At 67.4% G+C, this 20386-nt stretch carries 19 protein-coding genes; 7 read left to right on the top strand and 12 right to left on the bottom strand.

The genetic code is table 11. The features are described 5' to 3' along the window. Window positions 1–18: 18 nt before the first annotated feature. Window positions 19–573, bottom strand: a complete 555-nt coding sequence (locus tag AC5P9N_RS11210; RefSeq protein ID WP_049417909.1) for a hypothetical protein — start codon at window positions 571–573, stop codon at window positions 19–21. Between the two features lie 143 nt (window positions 574–716). Here AC5P9N_RS11210 and AC5P9N_RS11215 point away from each other — a divergent pair, with 143 nt between their 5' ends. Continuing rightward, window positions 717–1343: a YajG family lipoprotein gene (locus tag AC5P9N_RS11215; protein ID WP_060380864.1), complete on the top strand. Its 627-nt coding sequence runs from the start codon at window positions 717–719 to the stop codon at window positions 1341–1343. A 24-nt stretch (window positions 1344–1367) separates the two neighbouring features. Here the strand turns inward: AC5P9N_RS11215 and AC5P9N_RS11220 are convergent, their stop codons facing one another. The 6 genes from AC5P9N_RS11220 to rpmB all read right to left on the bottom strand — a co-directional run bounded on the left by AC5P9N_RS11220 (window position 1368) and on the right by rpmB (window position 7471). Beyond that, on the bottom strand, window positions 1368–1694 hold the full coding sequence (locus AC5P9N_RS11220; RefSeq protein WP_062605330.1) for a low molecular weight protein tyrosine phosphatase family protein: 327 nt from the start codon (window positions 1692–1694) through the stop codon (window positions 1368–1370). Window positions 1695–1736: 42 nt separating this feature from the next. After that, entirely contained in the window at window positions 1737–3929 is a 2193-nt protein-coding gene (uvrD, locus tag AC5P9N_RS11225) for a DNA helicase II (protein ID WP_049396046.1), read from the bottom strand. A 9-nt stretch (window positions 3930–3938) separates the two neighbouring features. Further along, window positions 3939–5360: an FAD/NAD(P)-binding protein gene (locus tag AC5P9N_RS11230; RefSeq protein WP_099485155.1), complete on the bottom strand. Its 1422-nt coding sequence runs from the start codon at window positions 5358–5360 to the stop codon at window positions 3939–3941. 45 nt (window positions 5361–5405) lie between these two features. After that, on the bottom strand, window positions 5406–6824 hold the full coding sequence (gene cls / locus AC5P9N_RS11235) for a cardiolipin synthase (protein WP_049403632.1): 1419 nt from the start codon (window positions 6822–6824) through the stop codon (window positions 5406–5408). A 232-nt stretch (window positions 6825–7056) separates the two neighbouring features. Further along, on the bottom strand, window positions 7057–7224 hold the full coding sequence (gene rpmG / locus AC5P9N_RS11240) for a 50S ribosomal protein L33 (RefSeq protein ID WP_169411268.1): 168 nt from the start codon (window positions 7222–7224) through the stop codon (window positions 7057–7059). A gap of 10 nt (window positions 7225–7234) precedes the next feature. Further along, the gene (gene rpmB / locus AC5P9N_RS11245; protein ID WP_005411638.1) at window positions 7235–7471 is read right to left on the bottom strand and encodes a 50S ribosomal protein L28; all 237 of its coding nucleotides are present in this window, start codon (window positions 7469–7471) and stop codon (window positions 7235–7237) included. A 278-nt stretch (window positions 7472–7749) separates the two neighbouring features. On the opposite strand from rpmB, the gene AC5P9N_RS11250 reads away from it, so the two are divergent. Beyond that, entirely contained in the window at window positions 7750–8964 is a 1215-nt protein-coding gene (locus AC5P9N_RS11250) for a glycosyltransferase (RefSeq protein ID WP_062605324.1), read from the top strand. 13 nt (window positions 8965–8977) lie between these two features. Here the strand turns inward: AC5P9N_RS11250 and AC5P9N_RS11255 are convergent, their stop codons facing one another. Together AC5P9N_RS11255 and AC5P9N_RS11260 are read right to left on the bottom strand one after the other, a co-directional pair. After that, on the bottom strand, window positions 8978–9487 hold the full coding sequence (locus AC5P9N_RS11255) for a DNA polymerase III subunit epsilon (protein ID WP_099485156.1): 510 nt from the start codon (window positions 9485–9487) through the stop codon (window positions 8978–8980). Between the two features lie 55 nt (window positions 9488–9542). After that, window positions 9543–10436, bottom strand: a complete 894-nt coding sequence (locus tag AC5P9N_RS11260; RefSeq protein ID WP_062605320.1) for a LysR family transcriptional regulator — start codon at window positions 10434–10436, stop codon at window positions 9543–9545. A 108-nt stretch (window positions 10437–10544) separates the two neighbouring features. Here AC5P9N_RS11260 and AC5P9N_RS11265 point away from each other — a divergent pair, with 108 nt between their 5' ends. The 5 genes from AC5P9N_RS11265 to AC5P9N_RS11285 all read left to right on the top strand — a co-directional run bounded on the left by AC5P9N_RS11265 (window position 10545) and on the right by AC5P9N_RS11285 (window position 17170). Further along, the gene (locus AC5P9N_RS11265) at window positions 10545–10943 is read left to right on the top strand and encodes a RidA family protein (protein WP_005414901.1); all 399 of its coding nucleotides are present in this window, start codon (window positions 10545–10547) and stop codon (window positions 10941–10943) included. Between the two features lie 161 nt (window positions 10944–11104). Continuing rightward, window positions 11105–11437 (top strand): hypothetical protein, encoded by a 333-nt coding sequence (locus AC5P9N_RS11270; protein WP_005414902.1) that lies wholly within the window; start codon window positions 11105–11107, stop codon window positions 11435–11437. Window positions 11438–11494: 57 nt separating this feature from the next. Then, window positions 11495–12748 carry a TolC family protein gene (locus tag AC5P9N_RS11275; RefSeq protein WP_043034425.1) on the top strand — a complete coding sequence of 418 codons (1254 nt, stop codon included), beginning with the start codon at window positions 11495–11497 and terminating at the stop codon, window positions 12746–12748. Then, window positions 12745–13950 (top strand): efflux RND transporter periplasmic adaptor subunit, encoded by a 1206-nt coding sequence (locus AC5P9N_RS11280; RefSeq protein ID WP_099485157.1) that lies wholly within the window; start codon window positions 12745–12747, stop codon window positions 13948–13950. The genes AC5P9N_RS11275 and AC5P9N_RS11280 overlap by 4 nt, the downstream gene beginning before the upstream one ends. Window positions 13951–13960: 10 nt before the next feature. Continuing rightward, a complete protein-coding gene (locus AC5P9N_RS11285; protein WP_099485158.1) occupies window positions 13961–17170 on the top strand; it encodes an efflux RND transporter permease subunit in 3210 nt (1069 codons plus the stop codon). A gap of 89 nt (window positions 17171–17259) precedes the next feature. Here AC5P9N_RS11285 and AC5P9N_RS11290 read toward each other — a convergent pair whose 3' ends face one another. The 3 genes from AC5P9N_RS11290 to AC5P9N_RS11300 all read right to left on the bottom strand — a co-directional run bounded on the left by AC5P9N_RS11290 (window position 17260) and on the right by AC5P9N_RS11300 (window position 20354). Beyond that, a complete protein-coding gene (locus AC5P9N_RS11290; RefSeq protein WP_099485159.1) occupies window positions 17260–19032 on the bottom strand; it encodes a DUF885 domain-containing protein in 1773 nt (590 codons plus the stop codon). 252 nt (window positions 19033–19284) lie between these two features. Beyond that, window positions 19285–19632 carry a lipid-A-disaccharide synthase N-terminal domain-containing protein gene (locus AC5P9N_RS11295; protein ID WP_005414908.1) on the bottom strand — a complete coding sequence of 116 codons (348 nt, stop codon included), beginning with the start codon at window positions 19630–19632 and terminating at the stop codon, window positions 19285–19287. Continuing rightward, the gene (locus tag AC5P9N_RS11300; RefSeq protein WP_005414909.1) at window positions 19632–20354 is read right to left on the bottom strand and encodes a glycosyltransferase family 2 protein; all 723 of its coding nucleotides are present in this window, start codon (window positions 20352–20354) and stop codon (window positions 19632–19634) included. Before AC5P9N_RS11300 ends, AC5P9N_RS11295 begins: the two co-directional genes overlap by 1 nt. Between the last annotated feature and the right edge of the window lie 32 nt (window positions 20355–20386).

Consider the following 20386-nt stretch of genomic DNA (forward strand, 5'->3'; position numbering starts at 1 on the left):
TCTACAGCGCCCCTACCTTCAGGCGATCTGCACCACGCGTGCGTTCTGGCACAGCGGATAGCTGCCCACGAATCCGGCAATCGCATCACGCATCGCTTCGAACGATTCGCCGTACATGTACAGCGCGGTTTCGGTCGGGCCCTGCCACCAGCTGCAGATCTCGCCCAGGCCGTCGATGTTCTCCGACAGCTGTTCGAACACATGGTTGGAATCGCACTGCTCGTAGACTTCGTCCGGCAGGTTCAGGCCATCCAGGTAGATGCCCAGGCCTTCGGTCACGCCGAAGCTGCGGTCGGCTTCACCCGCGCCCTGCAGCTGCGAACCCTTCGGTGCACCCAGCTGTTCCAGCAGATCGATCAGCTTCGGCACGCCGGCCGCATCGACCAGGGCAACTTCGATATCACCGTATTCGACCTCGCCGAGATCGGACATCGCGGTGCCGCCGCCAGTCAGCTCGCCCACCTGGGCCGCCTGCAGCAGCGCATCGAGCGGATCTTCGAACAGTTCGTGGCGATGCTCCGGCTGCAGCCGGGCGTTCAACTTCACGGTGACGTGCAGCGTGGGTTCGGTCATGGAGGCGTTCCTGGAAGATGTCGCCGCCTATTGTAGGACCGAGCCGTGCCCGGCTGCGTCTCCCTGACCAAAGCCACTCCCCCTGTCTGTCAGCCGAGCTGATAATGCGCGGCGCAAGGACACCATTCCAACAGGGGGAATACATGAAGTCGATCATTGCACCGGCACTGCTGTTGTTGCTCACCGGCTGCGGCATCCGCACCGAAGTGGTGCGCGTGAACGTGCCCGACATCCGGGTGAACCCGGAACAGGGTCCGGTGGTAGTGGTTGCGTCGGTGCGCGACAACCGCCCCCAGTACTTCCCGCAGGTGCAATCGGCAGCGCGCGCAAAGAACATCGGCGGTGTCATCCGTGCCGGCAATGGTGTGCTGGTGGAACTGGAGACGTCCACGGCCTCGGACAAGGCCCGCGAGATCATGATCCAGGCCCTGCGCAACATGGGTTACCGGACTGCAGACAACTGCGAAGCGTCGTGCACGCGCCTGGAGGCTACGCTGACCGATCTTTCGGTAAGTTCTCCGGTGAATGTTTGGCGCGCAGCGACGTACACCCAGCAGATGCTTGCAGACATCGCGGTGCAGGTGACGGCGCGCAAGGACGGGCAGACGCGCACCTTCACGGCTTCCGGCCACGGAGCAAACATCTTCCAGGTGGCCTCGCGGGAGAACTGGGAGATCGCACTGGAGCGCGCGGTAAAGAGTTTCACCAGCAGCCTGCAGCAGTCGATGTCCGAACAGGATGCGGCGGCCGGTTCAAAGGCGCAGGACTGACGCTCGGCTCTTCAGAGCTGGCGGTCAGCGCAGGAACGGGGTCACCTTGCGCTTGAGCAGCTCCACCAGCACCGGGTCCATGTACTCGTAGTCGTCCGGAATATCCAGGCAGATCACCCGCTTGCCGTTCATCCATGTCTTGTAGCGGCTGGACAGGCGGTTGCGGTGCGCCTTCTCCATCACGAACACCAGGTCCGCCCACTGCAGCAGCTCCGGGCTGAGCACTTCATCCGCGTCGGCCAGCAACCCGGCCGATGCGGTTTCGATGCCCGGCCACTCGGCGAACACCTGCTCGGCCGTCGGGCTGCGCAGGCGGTTCTGGCTACAGAGGAAGAGCACGTTGCGGGTCATGGGCTCGGCTCTACAGGTGTTCCAGCCACTCCTCGACGGCGATCAGATCACCGTCAGGTTGGCATACGCCATCACCAGCCACTTGCTGCCGGCGTCGGCAAACTCGACCTGCACGCGGGCGTGGGCGCCGCTGCCTTCGTAGTCGGTCACCATGCCTTCGCCGAACTTGGGATGGGTGACCAGCGCGCCGAGCTTGACTGGCGGCGCCTCGATCGAGGCATGGCCCATCACCCGGCTGGCGCCCATCGAGGCCGGCCGCGAGACCTGCACCTTCGGGCGCACTTCGTGCAGCAGCTCGCGCGGAATCTCGCGCAGGAAGCGCGACGGCAGGCTGTAGTTGTCCTGACCATGGATGCGGCGCGATTCGGCATAGCTCAGCACCAGCTTCTGGCGCGCGCGGGTGATGCCGACGTAGGCCAGGCGGCGCTCTTCTTCCAGCCGCCCGCTTTCCTCCAGCGAACGTGCACTCGGGAACAGGCCGTCTTCCATGCCTGCCAGGAACACCAGCGGAAATTCCAGGCCCTTGGCCGAATGCAGGGTCATCAGCTGCACGCCGTCCTCGCCGGCCTGCGCCTGGCCTTCACCGGCCTCCAGCGCGGCGTAGGCCAGGAACGCGACCAGCTCGTCCATGTCCTCGCCCACTTCCTCGATGTCGTCGGCGCGGCGCACGAAGCGCGAAGCGACCGAGACCAGTTCGTCGAGGTTGTCGGTGCGCGATTCCGAATCCAGCGAATTGCGGCTTTCTTTGCTCCAGTGCTCGCGCAGCTGCGAGCGGGCCAACACGTGGTCCACGCGCTCGGCCAGGGTCATGTGCACGGTCTGCGCCTGCAGCTCGTTGACCAGCCCCAGGAAGCCGGCCAGTGCATTGCGCGCGCGTGCGGCCAGCGCGTTGCCCTGGGTGACCAGCATCGTTGCTTCCCACAGCGAGATGCCCTGCGCGCGCGCCTCGCGGCGCACTTCGTCCAGCGTGCGGTCGCCGATGCCCCGGGTAGGCGTGTTGACCGCGCGCTCGAAGGCGGCGTCATCGTTGCGGTTGGACAGCAGGCGCAGGTAAGCCAGCGCGTCCTTGATTTCGGCACGTTCGAAGAAGCGCATGCCGCCGTACACGCGATAGGGCACCTGTTCGCTCAGCAGCGCCTCTTCAAGCGCGCGCGACTGTGCGTTGCTGCGGTAGAGCACGGCCACTTCGGTGTAGCTGCCACCATCGCGTACCCACTGGCGGGCACGCTCGACGATGTAGCGCGCCTCGTCCATCTCGTTGTACGCGGCATACAGGTCGATCGGCTCGCCGTCGCCGCTGTCGGTCCACAGCTGCTTGCCGATGCGATCCGGGTTGTGCGCGATCACCGCGTTGGCGGCGCCGAGGATGTTGGCGGTGGAGCGGTAGTTCTGTTCCAGGCGGATGGTCTGCGCACCTGGGAAATCACGCAGAAAGCCCTGCACGTTCTCGACCTTGGCGCCGCGCCAGCCGTAGATGGCCTGGTCATCGTCGCCGACCACGAACACGTGGCCGGAATCGCCGGCCAGCACGCGCACGAAGGCGTACTGGATGGCATTGGTATCCTGGAACTCGTCCACCAGGATCTCGCGGAAGCGGGCACGGTAGTGCGACAGCAGCGCCGGGTTGTCGCGCAGCAGTTCATGGGCGCGCAGCAGCAGCTCGGCGAAGTCGACCAGGCCGGCGCGGTCGCAGCGTGCCTGGTATTCGATATAGGCCTGGCGCATGGTTTCCAGCCACGCATCATGCGGCTCGGGCTGGATGTGCTGCGGGCGGCGACCCTCATCCTTCTGTTCGTTGATCCACCAGGCGATCTGCTTGGCCGGGTACTTGCCGTCGTCCAGTTCCAGCGCCTGCACCACGCGCTTGACCAGCCGCAGCTGATCATCTGAATCCATCACCTGGAAGCCTTCGGGCAGCTTGGCGTCCTGCCAATGCAGGCGCAGCAGGCGGTTGGCCAGGCCGTGGAAGGTGCCGATCCACATGCCGCGGCTGCCATTGGGCAGCTGCGCGTCGATGCGGTGGCGCATTTCACCGGCCGCCTTGTTGGTGAAGGTCACCGCGAAAATGCCGTGGGTCGGCACGCCTTCGACTTCATGCAGCCAGGCGATGCGGTGGGTGAGTACGCGGGTCTTGCCGGAACCGGCACCGGCCAGCACCAGGTGGTGGCCGGGGGGAGCGGAGACGGCTTCGCGCTGGGCCGGGTTCAGGCCATCAAGCAGGTGGGAGACATCCATGCCCCCATTTTACGGCATCGCCGTCGCGGCTCCTGCGACCACCTGGGTGGCCAGTGCTTGCGCCTGCTGACGCAGTTCAGGCACCGCCAGGCTTTCCCACAGGCTGCCGATGCGCAGGCTGCCGAGCACGCCCAGCCGCGCCTGCGGCTGGCCACCGGCGGCGCGCAGGCGATCGCCCGGCACCATGCTGTCCAGGCCCAGCCCATGCGGGCCGGGGCGCGCCAGCCCATCGGCCTGCAGCTGCTGCAGCAACGGATTGCGCAGCGCACTGGCGCGGGTTTCGACGCCGGTGGCGTTGATCACGCCGCCAATCGTCCACTGCTGTTCATTGCCCGAGGCATCGCGGCCGCACAGCTGCACGGCATCGCCATCACGCCAGACGCGTTGCAGGCGGGCACGGTGGACGCGCAGCTGGCCGCTGTCGATCAGCGCCTGCAGCTGAACATCCACCTCTTCGGCGATGCGGTGGCGATGCACATCCCAGTAGCGCACCACGTGGCGCAGGAAGCGGCGCTGGTCGGCCGCATCGAGGCTGCACCACAGCGCCTGCCCGTGCGGGCGGATACGGTCCATCACGCCTTGCCACGGCAGATCATCGGCCCGCGCCTGGCGGGCGAAGCCACGCAGCGCGTGCAGGCGCTGGCGCAGGTTCATCGGCAGCAGCACCGCCGGATCGAAGCTGGGCAGGCCGCCGTGTGCGTGCGGCAGCGGCAGCAGGCCGTGGCGCGAGATCACATGCAGCGGCCCGCTGTGACCGGCGGCGACCAGCGCCAGCACGGTGTCGGCCATGCTCAGGCCGGAGCCGACAATGGCCACGGCCTGTTCGCCGGCCAGGGTACGCACACCGTCGTAGTCCCAGGCCTCGATCACGTCATCGGCGGGCAGCGCGTCGGCGCCGGGCACCGGCAGCGGCCGCATGCTGTTGCCGGTGGCCAGCACCGCCTGCGCGGCGTGCAGCGTGCTGCCATCGCCCAGTGTCAGCTGGTAGCCATGGTCATCCGGCTGCAGGCCCAGCACCGGCTGCGCGATCACCTGCAGCTGCGCCGGGCTGGCGGCCACGGCGTCCTGCAGGCGCTGCTTCAGGTAGGCGGCAAAGAAGTGGCGGCACACGTAGCGTTCGCCCAGCACCTCGCGCGCCTCGCCCGGATAGGCGTTGGCGGCCATCAGGTAATCGAGGAAATCGCCGGGCTGGTCGGCAAACGCACTCATCTTCGCCGCCGGCACGTTCAGCAGGTGCTCCGGCCACGGCGTGGCATAGGCGATGCCCTGGGCCAGCTGCGAGGCCGGTTCGAAAATGGCCAGCGCCAGCGGCGCCCGGGCCTGGCGCAGTACCTGGATCGCCACCAGCACCCCGGCCGCACCACCACCGATGATTGCCAGGTCCAGTTCGCCATTACGCGGTGAATCAGTCATGTGCCAATTGTAGGCCATCGGCGATGACGGGCCGGATTGCCGGAATGGGCGGCCGGCATTGCTTCACATCAACGCATCGGCCAGCCGTGCAATACCTTCGCGGCTGCGCCGCCACGCAGGGCGGCTGCGCCACTGCTGCAGGTCCAGCTGCCGCGACTCGCGCAGATAGCCATCCTCGATCGCGCACAGCTGCTGCACCAGCGCGCGGTCGTAGCAGATCAGGCCGATCTCGGCATTCAGCGCGAACGAGCGGATATCCATGTTGATCGAGCCGAGCACGGCGATGTCCTCATCCACGCTCATGTGCTTGGCGTGCAGGAACTGCGGCTCGTACAGCGCGATGCGCACGCCACAGCGCAGCAGTTCATCGTAGTAGGCCTCCTGCGCCCACGACGTCAGCCGCTGGTTGTTGCTGGCAGACAGGATCAGCTGCACCTGCACGCCGGACAACGCCGCAATGCGCAAGGCGCTGAGCGTGGCTTCGTCCGGCACGAAGTACGGGGTGACCATCACCAGCCGTCGTCGCGCCAGGTGGATCAGCGCGGCTACCGCGTCGCGCGCGTTGCTGTACGGGTAGGCCGGGCCGCTGGGCAGCAGCTGGGTGGCGATGTCGTCGCCGCATTCGGGCACATCGGTGATCACATCCAGGCGCTGGCCGGTCTCCATGTACCAGTCGCTGGCGAATACGGCTTCCAGGTGCGCCACCGCCGGGCCGCGGACGCGCGCCACCAGTTCGCGGTTCGGGTGGCCCGGCACGAACTGCGGGCCCGCCAGGTTCTGCGAACCGACATAGGCCACTTCGTTGTCGATCACCGCGATCTTGCGGTGGTTGCGCAGGTCCATGCGTCCGCTGCGACGCCAGCGCAGGCCACCGGGCAGCATCGCGCGCACTTCGATGTCGCGCGCCTGCAGGCGCTTGCGATAGGCGCGCAGGCCACGCTTGGCGCCCACCGCATCGAGCAGCACGCGGCACTGCACGCCACGCGCGGCGGCACGCTGCAAGGCCTCGACAATGGCCTCGCCGACCGCGTCATCGAACATCAGGTAGTACAGCAGGTGCACGCGGTCTTCGGCCTGGTCGATGTCGGCGATCAGCGTGTGCAGCGACTCGTCGTAGTCGGTCAGCAGATCGACGGCGTTGCCGTGTACCGGCATGAAATCGCCTTGGCGCTGCACCAACGGCACGATCTCGGCGCTGGCGGTGTCGGGCTGTGGGGTCCAGCGCAGGCGATGCTGCAGCGCCTGCTCCTCACGGATCACCTGCGAGGCCTCGGCCTGGCGGCGGATGCGCTCGCGCGACAGCCACGGATGGCCGAACAGCAGGTACAGCGGCAGGCCCAGCAGCGGTACGAAGCCGACCAGCAACAGCCAGCTGCGCGCCGCGCCGGGCGTGGTGCGGGTGGGAATCCAGCACAGCGCGACCAGCCGGATCAGCCAGTCGATCAGCAGCAGGTAGGAACCCAGCAACCACTCGAACAGCATCGTGTCGCCCGTCGGGAGGTGATGAGCCATTCTGCCCACCGGCCCTTGTAGAGTCGAGCCGCGCTCGACTGCGTTGAAGCAGCGTGCCAACCAAGGTTGGCACCTACCGGGGGGTGGAGGGAGTGTGCCGACCAACGGTCGGCACCCACAGGCGCCCACCACGGGAACATCGGGCATGAAAAAACCCGCCACAAGGGCGGGTTTCTTCGCGGGGACCAGCAATCCTTGCGGATTACTTGATCTTGCCTTCCTTGTACAGGACGTGCTTGCGCACGACCGGATCGTACTTCAGGAATTCCATCTTCCCCGGGGTGTTCTTCTTGTTCTTGTCGGTCGTGTAGAAGTGGCCGGTACCGGCCGAGGAAATCATACGGACCTTATCGCGCTTGCCTGCCATGATGCTTTACTCCTCAGACCTTTTCGCCGCGCGCACGCAGCTCAGCCAGAACGGAATCAATGCCGTTCTTGTCGATGGTGCGCAGTGCATGCGCGGAAACACGAAGCTTGACCCAGCGGTTCTCGCTGGCCACCCAGAAACGGCGCTCGTGCAGATTCGGCAGGAAACGACGACGGGTCTTGTTGTTGGCGTGCGAGACGTTGTTACCCGTCTGCACTCGCTTGCCGGAAACCTGGCATACGCGGGACATTGCGCACCTCGATAGTAGTAGTTGTCAGCCCGTAGCCCGGGAGACGGCGGCCTCGATGGTTGCCCACCACACGTCAAGAGAATCAAAGGGTTACGCTGGCGTTGGGCGGCCGGGGACGTGCTCCCGGGGGCGCCGCCCGGTAGAAAACCGGACACAGCGAGCCGCGCATTATGCACGGGTTCAAGCACTTGCGCAAGTTACCCACAGGCTGCGGCTGAACCGGCAGGGCCGGGAGCCCGCCAACCGGCATACTGCTCCGGTTCACTGCGGAGCTTTCCATGCGGCTGCTGGCCCTGACCTACGGAACCGAAGGCGATACGCGTCCCCTGGCCATGCTCTGCCATGGGCTGATCGGCGCAGGCCACGAGGTGACACTGCTTGCCGATGGCGGCACCCTGGGCAGCGCGCAGGCACTGGATGTGCCCCATGCAGCTCTTGAAGGTGACATCCATGACGAAGTGGTCGCGCTGGTCTCGCGTGGCAACGGTGTTGCCGCCGCCAGTAGCGGGCTGGCACGGATGGCGCTGCAGCATGTCAGCGGCTGGATGCGCCAGGCCGATGCCGCTGCCGAAGGCTGCGATGCGATTCTGACCGGTGGCCTGGCGGCCTTTGTCGGCATGAGCGTGGGCGAACGCCGCGGACTGCCGGTCATCGGCACCGGCATGATCCCGCTGACCCCGACGCGGGCCTTCCGCTCTCCGTTCCTGCCACCGGGACGCTCGCCGGGCTGGTTGAACCGCGCCAGCTATGGGCTGGTCAACGGCCTGATCTGGCGCCAGTTCCGTCGGCCGATCAACGCAGCCCGCAAGCAGCTGGGGCAATCGCCGCGCCGCTCGCTGTGGCCCGGCCTGCCGATGCTCTATGGCATCTCGCCGCAGCTGCTGCCGCCACCGGCGGATTGGCCGGCCGACCACATCGTCTGTGGCCAATGGCGCCTTCCTGATGCGCCCTGGATACCCCCGGCCGATCTGCAGGCCTTCCTCGATGCCGGCCCGGCGCCGGTGTATCTGGGCTTCGGCAGCATGACCGGCTTTGATCGCGAGCGCGTGTTGCCGGCCCTGCTGCAGGCGCTGGCGCCACGCCGGGTGCTGCTGTTTCCTGGCTGGGTGGGACTGCCTGCGATGCGCTTGCCCGATTCGGTCTTCGTACTGGGGCCGACTCCACACGAAGCGCTGTTCCCGCGTTGCGCATTCGCCATCCATCACGGTGGCAGTGGCACCACGCATTCGGCCTGCCGCGCCGGTGTTCCTTCGCTGGTGATGCCGTTCGCCGCCGATCAGTTCTTCTGGGCTGATCGTCTGTATCGGTTGCGGGTGGCACCGGCGCCGCTGTCAGCGAAGCGACTGGATGCAGCGACGCTGGCGGCAGCCATCACCTTTGTTGAAACCGACGCAACGCGTACACGCGCTGTTGCCTTGGGCGCGGCGATGAGCCATGAGGACGGGGTGGCATGTGGCGTAGCAATGATCGAACGCCGGTTGCGGCCGGTGTGACATCGGCCAGGCCTCAGCGCAGGTGCGGAATCACCTGCGCCAGCAGGTGCGCATCCTTCAACGCGCCATGCAGGCCGCGCTGGCTGGGAATGCGCAGGCGCTGCAGCACATCATCCAGCTTGTTGCCCTGACCCGGCCAGCGTCCCCGCGCAAGCTTCAGGCTGCAGGTGATGCGGCAGTGCTGGGCCAGCGTGCCGGGGATGCCGGACAGGCGCAGCTCGTTGTCCAGGAAGCCCACATCGAAGGTAGCGTTGTGCGCGACCATCTCGCTGCCGCGCAGGAACTCCAGCAGTTCGACCGCCTTGCTGGAGAACAGCGGCTTGCCCACCAGCATCGCATCGCTGATGCCGTGCACGCGCTGTGCGCCCCAATCCACCTTGCGCTGCGGCTGCAGGTAGGTGTGGAACTGGCGGCCGGTGAGCTGGCCATCGATCAGTTCGACGGCACCGATTTCGATCACCCGGTGCCCCAGGCGGTGGGAGATGTCGGTGGTTTCGGTATCCAGTGCAACGATGCGGCTCATCAGGGTGTGCGTTCTCCAGTACGTGCACGCCGATTCTCGCACGCGGCCGATGCACTCACCCCAACGCTTCCACCACCCAATCGATGAACACCCGCAGCCGCTGGCTCATGTGCCGGTTCGGCGGGAACATCACGTGCATCGGCATCGGCGGCAGCTGCCAGTCCTGCAACACCGGCAGCAGCTCGCCGCGCGCCACGTGCGGCTCGGCCATGTAGCTGGGCAGCGCCACCACGCCCAACCCCGCCAACGCAGCGGCCAGATAGGCGTTTCCATCATCGAAGCCGACCGTATAGCGGCCCTGCACCTCAACGCGTTCATCGCCGCGCTGTGCAACGAACACGCGTGCGCGGCCACTGCGCGGGCTGAGGAAGCCGACCATGTGGTGATCGGGGCCTTCCAGCGCGCGCGGATCGGTCGGCAGGCCGAAACGCTGCACATAGCCCGGACTGGCGTGGAAACCGATCGGCAGCGCGCCGAGCGGTCGCGCCACCAGTGCCGGGTCGGCCGGGGTGCCACCCCGGATCACGCAATCGACGTTGTCGGCGATGACATCGACTTCGCGGTCACTCACGCCGATGTCCAGCTGGATCTCCGGGTAGCGCGCCTGGAAATCCGGCAACGCCGGCACCAGCCGCAACCGCGCGTACGGCCCGGGCACATCCACGCGCAGCCGCCCGCGTGGCTGGGTGGCCGCGTCGCCCAGCCCGCCCTCCACTTCTTCCAGCTCGGCCAGCAGGCGGGCGATGCGCGGGTAGTAGGCCGCGCCATCGGCGGTGACGCTGACCCGGCGCGTGGTGCGGTTGAGCAGGCGCAGCCGCAGGTGTGCCTCCAGCTGCTGCACCAGCTGGGTGACCGTGGTGCGGCTGATCTGCAGGGTCTGCGCGGCGCGGGTGAAGCTGCCGGTTTCCACTACCCGGGCAAAGGCCCGCATCGCCTCGAAACGGTCCATTGCGGGCCATGATTGTTTGGAATTGGCAATCAATCTAGGCCGATCATCGCGGTTTATCCAGACAGCACTGGCGCGGAGGATGGCGTTCTCTCCCACGGGATCTTCCCCATGTCACAGCGTGATGTCGTTTTCCCCACCGGCCGCCAGGCCCTGTACGAGCGCAACCGCTACTCGCCTGCGATCCGTTCCAACGGCTTCCTGTTCGTCTCCGGCCAGGTCGGCAGCCGTGAGGACGGCTCGCCCGAGCCGGACTTCGAAACGCAGGTGCGCCGCGCCTTCGAGAATCTCAACGCGGTGTTGGCTGCTGCGGGCTGCACGTTCGATGACGTGATCGACGTGACCGTGTTCCTGGTCGATCCAGAGAAGAACTTTGAGAAGGCCTGGGCGATCGTGCCCGAGTACTGGGGCGAGGCGCCGCACCCGACCCTGACCGGTATTGGCGTGACCTGGCTGTATGGGTTCCAGTTCGAGATCAAGGTGATCGCGAAGCTGCCTGCAGACCGGTAGTGCCGGCCGCTGGCCGGCAGCAAGGTGTCGGGGTCAGAGCCCTTTCCGGCGGAAAGGGATCCGACCCCGCGCCCGGCCCACCTGAACGGGAGATTCCGACGTATTCCCGAAGCGGCCATTGATATTGTATCCGGCGAAAACCGCTTGCTAGCCTCCCTTCCATGCGCCGGATCACCCGCCAACTGCGTACGTACCTGATGATGCTGCTGATGGCGGCATTCGTGGTCGTGCCGGTGGCCGACGCGCTGGCCTGCACGGTAGAACCGCACGCCAGCACGGTGCACGTGGAGTCCGCACCGGATGCCGATGGCGATACCGACGGCAAGCATGTTGGTGCCTGTGGCCACAACCACTGCCACCACTCCAACCTGAGCCTGCCGGCCAGTACCCTCGCCGCCTTCGGTGCGCCACTGCCGGCGCGCTGGATGAATGCCGGCGACGCGGCGACCTATGCGGTCGCCCAGGATGAATTGACGCGTCCCCCCCGGGCGTGAGTTGAGCGCGTCCCGCGATTGCGGGCTCCCGTTTCACTCACAACCGGAATCCCCCCTATGTCGATCCTGACACCTCGGTCGCCGCGCGCGGCCGGGCTGGTCGTCGCTGTGTTGCTGGGCCTGGCCCCGGCGGCATCGGTGATGGCGCAAGCCGCCCCTTCCTACGACGCCCTGCTTGAACGCCTGGACCAGCTGCCCGGCACCCGTGTGGGTGCGGCGCTGGCCGAGGCCGCCGACGCGCGCGCCGACCAGGCCCGTGCATTGCCCAACCCTTCCCTCTCCTACTCCGCTGAAAATGCCTGGGGCACCGGCTCCTATGGCGGCATGGGCAAGGCCGATACCGTGCTCACTTTGTCCCAGCCGCTGGAGGTCTGGGGCCAGCGTGGCGCGCGCGTCCGTGCCGCCCGGGCCGAAGCACAGGCGGCCAACCTGCGTGGTGCCCAAAGCCGCAGCGACGTGGCCAGCCAGCTGGCGGTGGTCTACGCACAGGCGGAAAGTGCACTGCGCCGCTACACCCTGGCCGAAGAAGCACTGACCCTCACCCGCGCTGACGCCAACGCCGTCAACGCGTTGGTCAAGCAGGGCCGCGAACCGCAGCTGCGTGCGGTGCAGGCGCAGAGCGAGGTGGCCAACGCCAGCGCAGCGCTGGATGAAGCGCAGGCGTTCCGCGATGCCGCGCTGGCCCGCCTGGCCGGTGCTGCACTGCTGGATGCACCGGTGCAGTCGATCAACGACAGCCTGCTCGACCGTGCGCCGCCGCTGCCGCGCGGTGCCACCGACGTGGCGCTGGCGGTGCGCATTGCCGAAGCCGAAGCCGATGCGGCGGGCAAGCTGGTCGAGGTGGAACGCAAGCGCGCCCTGCCCGACCTCAGTGTCACCGCGGCGCAGACCCGCTTCCGCGAAGGCGGCGAGCGCGCCTACAACCTCGGGGTCAGCCTCAGCATCCCGTTGTTCGACCGCAACCGCGGTGGCATCCGCGCCGCCAATGCCGACCAGCGCGCGGCCGAAGCACGCCTGGACCAGCAGCGCCGCGACAGCGAGGCCGAGCGCCTCTCTGCGGTGGCCGGGTTGAAGGCCGCCAGTAGCCGTACCCGCGCCGCTGATGAAAGCGTGGTCGCCGCCGAAGAGGCATATCGCCTGGCCCGCATTGGCTTCGACGCCGGACGCATCTCGCAGCTGGAACTGCGCAGCACGCGCAGCGCCCTCATCGCCGCCCGCGGCACCGCCGTGGATGCGCGCCTGTCGCGCGTCGCCGCGGAAATCGATCTTGCCCGCCTGGAAGGGCGCGCACCCTTTGTGGAGGCTCCATGACTCTCTCCCGTACTTTCCCGCTGATCGGCGGCGTGCTGCTGACCGTCCTGCTGGCTGGCTGCGCCGGCAACGCGCAGACGCCTGCCAATGAAAACCCCGCTGCGGCCAAGGCCGGCACCGACGATGACCACGGCCATGCCGCCGGCAGCAAGGAAGCCAAGGCAGAAACCGCGAAGGCGCCTGCTGACGCCGACGAAGGCGTGGTGCAGCTGACCCCGGAGCAGATCAAGGCCTCCGGTATTGAAGTGGTCGCGATCGGTCGCGGTGGCGGTGGTTCCACGCGCCTGTCCGGCCGGGTCGAACCGTCGGTCGGCGCACGCGCCTCGGTGGCGTCGACCGTGACCGGCCGCGTCGAGCGCGTGCTGGTCGCGCCGGGCACCGCGGTGAAGCAGAACCAGGCGCTGGCGATCGTGGTCAGCGGCGAAGCGGCGGTGTTCCGCGCCAATGCGCTGGCCGCAGCGGCCGAAGCCGAAGCCGCGCGGCTGGCCTATGGCCGCGACAAGGCGCTGGTCGACCAGGGCGTGGTCGCCCGCCAGGAGATGGAAGCCTCGCGTGCACGTTCGCTGGCGGCACAGGCCCAGGCTGCTGCCGCGCAGGCCCAGGCCGCCGCCAACGGTGCGCCCGATGCCAGCGGTCGCGTGCGCATCACCAGCCCGGTGGCCGGCATCGTCGGCAACGTGCAGGTCACCCCGGGCGGCGTGGTCGCCGCCGGTAGCGCGGTGGCCGACGTCGCCGACCCGACGATGAATGAGCTGGTGTTCACCGCACCGCCTGCGCTGGCCGCGCAGGTCACGCCGGGCATGAAGCTGGAAGTGAGCGTACCGGGTGGCAGCTTCACCGCCACCGTCACCGGTTCGGCGGCCGATGTCCGCCAGCAGGGCGGCGTCGCGGTGATCCGCGCCACACCGGTGGACGCCTCGTTGCCACCGGCCGGCTCGCCGGTATCGGCCGTCGTGGTCACCGAAGGCCAGGACGGCTCGCTCAGCGTCCCGGCCGATGCGGTGCAGAACGTCGATGGCAGCAGTGCGGTGTTCGTCGCCGTCGAAGGTGGCTTCAAGGCGCAGCCGGTCCTGGCTGGGCGTCGCGCCGGCGACCGCATCGAGATCCTCGGTGGGCTGACCGGCAACGAGCGCATCGTCGGTGCCAACGCCTTCCTGCTCAAGGCCGAACTGGCCAAGGGCGAAGCCGAGCACGGCCACTGAGGAGGCGACCATGTTCAAGCTGATCATTGAAACAGCGGTGCGCCACCGCTGGCTGGTGGTGTTCCTGGCGGCGCTGATCGCTGCGGTGGGCCTGTTCCAGCTGGGCAAGCTGCCGATCGACGCGGTGCCGGACATCACCAACCGCCAGGTGCAGATCAACACGGTGGCACCGGCGCTGACGCCGGAGCAGATCGAGCGGCAGGTGACCTATCCGCTGGAAACCGCGCTGGCCGGCATTCCCGGCCTGACCACCACGCGTTCGTTGTCGCGCAATGGCTTCTCGCAGGTGACTGCGATCTTCACCGATGCGACCGACATCTACTTCGCTCGCCAGCAGGTGGCCGAACGCATGCGCGAGGCATCGGAAGACCTGCCCGATGGTGCGTCGCCAATGCTGTCGCCGGTCACCACCGGCCTCGGCGAGGTGCTGATGTGGACGGTGGACTTCACCGCGTTCGATCCGGCCAGGCTGGCCAAGCCCGGTGAAGCGGGCTGGCAGGCCGGCGAGGTCTACCGCACGCCGGAAGGCAATCTGCTGCGCACGCCGGAAGAACGTGCCACCTACCTGCGTACCGTGCAGGACTGGATCATCGCGCCGCAGATGCGTTCCAGCCCGGGGCTGGCCGGCGTCGATACGGTCGGTGGCTACGTCAAGGAATACGGCGTGCATCCGGACAGCGCACGGCTGGCCGCGCACGGCCTCGGCCTGGCCGATCTGGTCACCGCCCTGCAGCGTTCCAACGTGCAGGCCGGTGCCGGTTTCGTGCAGCGTGCCGGCGAAGGACTGGTGGTGCGTGCCGATGGCCTGGCGCTGACCACCGAAGATCTGGCACAGGCCCCGGTGGCGACCCGCAATGGCGTGGTGGTGCGCGTGGCCGATGTGGCCGAAGTCGAACTGAGCCGCGCGCCGCGCCTGGGTGCGGCCAGCCGCAACGGCCATGAAGCCGTGCTGGGTACCGCGCTGATGATTGCCGGCGGCAACAGCCGCACCGTGGCGCAGGCCGCTGCGGCGCGCCTGGAACAGGTGAACAAATCGCTGCCGGCCGACATCGTGGCCGCGCCGGTGCTGGACCGCAGCGTGCTGGTCAATTCCACCATCAAGACCGTGGCCAGGAACCTCACCGAGGGCGCGCTGCTGGTGGTGGTGGTGCTGTTCCTGCTGCTGGGCAACCTGCGTGCAGCAACGATCACGGCGCTGGTGATTCCGCTGTCGTTCCTGTTCGCAGTAATCGGCATGAACCGCTTCGGGATCAGCGGCAACCTGATGAGCCTGGGTGCGCTGGACTTCGGCATCCTGGTGGACGGTGCGGTGATCGTGGTCGAGTCGACGCTGCTGATGCTGGGCCAGCGCCGCGCCGAGCTGGGCCGTGCATTGACCGCGATGGAGCGGCTGCGCGTGGCTGCCGATTCGGCGATGAAGATGGCGCGTCCAGCTGCGTTCGGACAGTTGATCATCCTGCTGGTGTTCGCGCCGATCCTCACGCTGGAAGGTGTGGAGGGCAAGACGTTCCACCCGATGGCAGCGACCTTCATGCTGGCCCTGGTCGGTGCCTTCATCTTCTCCTTCACCTTCGTGCCGGCGATGGCCGCGCTGCTGGTGCGCGAGCCCAAGGTGAAGGACGGCGATACGCATGCCGAAGATGGCGAGCACGAGACGAAGCTGATCCGCGTGCTGCGTGCACGCATCGAACCGGTGGTGCGCAAGGCCGTGGCGCATCCGCGCACGGTGCTGGCAGCTGCGGTGATGATGGTGGTGGTGGGCATCGGCGCGTTCTCGCTGCTGGGCCGCGAGTTCATGCCGACGCTGGACGAAGGCAACGTGGCGATGCAGGCCCTGCGCGTGCCGTCGACCTCACTGGAGCAGTCGCTGGCGATGCAGCTCGCGCTGGAGAAAGCGATCGCCAAGCAGCCGGAAGTGGAAACCGTATTCTCGCGTACCGGTACCGCCGAGGCGGCCATCGACCCGATGCCGACCAACATCTCCGACAGCGTGATCGTGCTGAAGCCGCGCAAGGACTGGCCTGATCCGAAGCTGGACAAGGAAGCACTGGTGGCACGCTTCGAGAAACTGGCCGGGCAGCAGCTGGGCAACAGCTTCGAGTTCAGCCAGCCGATCGAACTGCGCTTCAACGAGCTGATCTCCGGCGTGCGTACCGACCTGGCGGTGATGATCTTCGGCGATGACTTCAGCCAGCTGCAGAAGGTGGCCGACCAGGTGGCGCTGAAGCTGCGTGCGGTGAACGGCGCGGCCGACGTGCGGGTGGAACAGATCTCCGGCCTGCCTACGCTCAACGTGGCGATCGACCACGTGACGGCGGCGCAGTACGGCCTGACTGCCGCAGACGTCAGTGATGCACTGTCCACCGGCATTGGCGGCACGGCGGCCGGCAAGATCTTCGAAGGTGATCGCCGCTTCAACGTGGTGGTGCGCCTGGACGATGCCTCGCGCAACGATCCGGACCAGCTGGCCTCGCTGCCGATCGCCACGCCTTCGGGGCTGGTGATTCCGCTGTCGTCGGTCGCGCGCATCACGGTGAGCGAAGGACCGAACCAGATCAGCCGCAACAACGGCAGCCGCCGCGTGGTAGTGCAGGCCAACGTGCGTGGCCGTGATCTGGGTGGCTTCGTGGGGGAAGCACAGGCGGCGGTGGCAGACGTGGCGCTGCCGCCGGGTGCGTACCTGACCTGGGGCGGTCAGTTCGAGAACCTGCAGCGCGCGGAGAAGCGACTGGCAACGGTGGTGCCGGTGGTGTTCCTGCTGATCGGCAGCCTGCTGTTCATGGCCCTGCGCAGCGGCAAGGAAGCCATTCTGGTGTTCAGCTGCGTGCCGCTGGCGCTGGTCGGCGGCATCCTCGCGCTGCTGCTGCGTGGCATGCCGTTCTCGGTATCGGCGGCGGTCGGCTTCATCGCCGTCTCCGGCGTGGCCACCTTGAACGGCCTGGTGCTGATGCAGGCGATCCGCGAACGCCTGGATGCCGGTGACCTGCCGCTGCAGGCAGCGATCAACGGTGCATCGAGCCGTATCCGTGCGGTGCTGACCACGGCGCTGGTGGCGATCGTCGGCTTCATTCCGATGGCGATTGCCAGCGGTTCCGGTGCGGAAGTGCAGAAGCCGCTGGCGACGGTGGTGATCGGTGGCCTGATCACCGCCACCGTGCTGACCCTGCTGGTGCTGCCGACCTTTGCTGCACGGGTGGCCAAGCCGCGGGCGGTGGGGTGAGCTGAGAGGGGGTCGGAGCCCTGGGAAAGGGATCCGACCCCGTGACCGGGTCGGATTGCCGGCCAGCGGCCGGCACTACCCGGTAGCGGTCAGGCCTTCTTGCGCTCGGCGATGTAGGCCTGGATCTGCTGTTCCAGCACCGGCAGCGGCACCGAGCCCTGCTTGAGCAGGGTGTCGTGGAAGCCCTTGATGTCGAACTTGTCGCCCAGTTCCTTCTCGGCCTGCGCGCGCAGGCGCACGATGGCGATCTCGCCCAGCTTGTAGCTCAGTGCCTGGCCCGGCCAGGAGATGTAGCGGTCCACTTCGGTGGTCACTTCATGCTCGCTCAGCGCGGTGTGGTCACGCAGGTAGGCCAGCGCCTGCTCGCGGGTCCAGCCCTTGCTGTGCACGCCGGTGTCGATCACCAGGCGCGCGGCGCGCCACATCTCATAGGTCAGGCGGCCGAAATCCTCGTACGGGGTTTCGTAGATGCCCATTTCCACGCCCAGCTTCTCGCAGTACAGCGCCCAGCCTTCGCCATAGGCGGAGATGTAGGCGTTGCGGCGGAACTCGGGCAGGTTCTTCTGTTCGGCGGCGATCGCGCCCTGCAGCGCGTGGCCCGGATCGGACTCATGCAGCGTCAGTGCCGGCAGGTTGTACAGCGGGCGCGACGGCAGGTTGTAGGTATTGAGCCAGTAGGTGCCCATGCCACCACGGCCGGCGGTCCAGAACGGCGCGATATCCGGCGGCACCGGCACGATGGTGAAGCGCGCGCGCGGCAACGTCATGTACTTGCCCAGCTGGCCGTCCGCCCGCTTGGAAATCCACGCGGCACGCGACAGCAGCTCTTCCGGCGTCCTGGCATAGAACTGCGGATCGGTACGCAGGAAGGTCAGGAACTCGGCGAAGCTGCCCTTGAACTTCACCTGCTTGATGATGTCGTTCATTTCCTTCTGGATGCGTGCGACTTCATCCAGGCCGATGCGATGGATCTCGTCCGGCGACAGGTCCAGCGTGGTGTATTCGTGGATCTGCTGCTTGTAGTACGCCTTGCCATCGGGCATCGCTTCGGCGGCCAGGGTGGTGCGCGCCTGCGGCACGTACTCGTTGACGAAGAAGGTGCGCAGCTGCTGGAACGCCGGCACCACCTTGCCGCTGATCGCTTCACGCGCCTGCGCCTGCAGCCTGGCCTGCTCGGCGGCCGGGATGGTGGTGGGCAGCTTCTTGAACGGCGCGTACAACGGCGATCCGGTCGGGTCCTTCAGCTCGGCGACGGTGGCGATGGACACTTCGCGGCCATCGAGCACGGCACGCGGCACGCTGAAGCCACGCTTCAGGCCGGCACGCATGTTCTCGGTCTGCTGGCCGAAGTAACGCGGCACATCGTTCAGCCGTGCGATGTAGTTCTGGTAGTCCTGCACGGTCTTCATCTCGCGCCGGGCCATGAAGGACAGGTTGGACCAGAACGAGGAGTCGGCGTTGAACGGCATCTCGTAGCCGCGCAGGCGCGTCTCTTCGGCCAGGTTGAACACCTGGTCGTGGTAGATCGCGTAGTTGACCTGGTTGTCGGGCGACAGGGTCTTCGGGTCGATCTTCTTCAGCGCGGCGAGGGTCTCGTCCCACACCTTCAGGCGCGCCTGCTGCGCGGCCGGGCCGACATCGGGCATGCGGGTGGCATTGGCCGGCGCGTCTTCGTCTTCGCTGGCCTCGCCGCCGCCCTGCTGGCGCCACTTCCATTCCTTCTCGTACAGCGCGCGGAAGGCGGCATCGGCGGGCGATTCGGTGGCCACGCTGGCCGGTGCGGCGGTGGCAGGCGGCACGGCAAGGGCCACGGCGGGCGCGGACAGGGCAATCAGCAGGGCAACGGCAAGACGGGTTTTCACGAGCACAGGTTCCCGGGAAGGCAGACCCCGATGATGGCACCGCCCACGGCCCGTGGCATGGGACGAAGGTCCTGCCTGCGCAGCAGGCAGGACCGGGAACCGGCCGCAGGCCGTGGGCCCAGCGCCGAAGGCGCGTGGTAGAGCCGACTGTCAGTCGGCTGCTCTTCCGCCATATGCAGCAAACCCCGCGCTCCGCGCGAAAGTCGACTGACAGTCGACTCTACCCACGGCAGACCGCATCCCGGCGCAGTCTCAATGGCTGGCCTTGTCCCGCTTCCAGCCCCGGTGCTTGATGTCCAGCTGCAGGCTGTACAGCGCGGTGAACGCCGGGAACAGGTTCTGCAGCACGCCCACCGAGTCCTGCTTGGCCGAGAACAGGAAGTAGCTCAGCGTCATCAGGCTGCCGACCACGCTCATGTACCAGAACAGGCGCGGAATCACCGGCTTGCCCGCACGCTTGGACGCGATGAACTGGACCAGCCAGCGGCCGCCGAACATCAGCGCGCCGGTATAGCCGATCAGCTTCCAGCCGGTCACATGCAGGCCGGTCCAGTACAACCAGGTCAGCGGCTGGTCGAGCCAGTGCAGCTCCAGATCCATCAACGCTCCTCCACCGCGGTGCGCTTGCTGCGGGTGATCAGCCACGCCACGCCGCGCAGGTCACGGATGCCGACCAGTGCACGGCCCAGGTTGTTGTACTTGGACACGCCGGCGGTACGGTGGCGGTGGTTGACCGGCACGCTGGTGGTCTTCCAGCCGGCACGCTGCATCAGCGCGGGCAGGTAGCGGTGCATGTGGTCGAAGTACGGCAGGTCGAGGAACGCGCTGCGCTCGAACAGCTTGATGCCGCAGCCGGTATCGGGCGTATCGTCGCGCAGCATGCGCGCGCGGATGGCGTTGGCCCACTTGCTGGCCCAGCGCTTGCTGCCGCTGTCCTGGCGGTTGACCCGCCAGCCGGCGAACAGCTTCACCTGCGCCTCGGCGCCATCGCGCGCGGCCAGCAGCTTGGGAATGTCGGCCGGATCGTTCTGGCCATCGCCATCCAGGGTCGCGATCCACGGCGCACGTGCGTGCTTGACACCGGTGCGCACGGCGGTGCTCTGCCCGCTCTGGTTCACATGGTGCAGCACCCGCAGTTCCGGTGTGGTCGCCTTCAGGCCCTGCAGCACCGCCAGGGTGTCATCGCGCGAGTGATCATCGATGTAGACGATCTCGAACGGCAGCCGGCCACGCAGTGCAGCGGTGATTTCGGCAACCAGCGGGGCGACGTTGTCGCGTTCGTTGAACACCGGGACGACAACGGAAAGCTCGGGTTGGCTCATAAGGCACTCGGCCAAAGGGGGACAAAGACCGC

This window comes from Stenotrophomonas sp. YJH_SMC_6 (genome assembly GCF_059371335.1).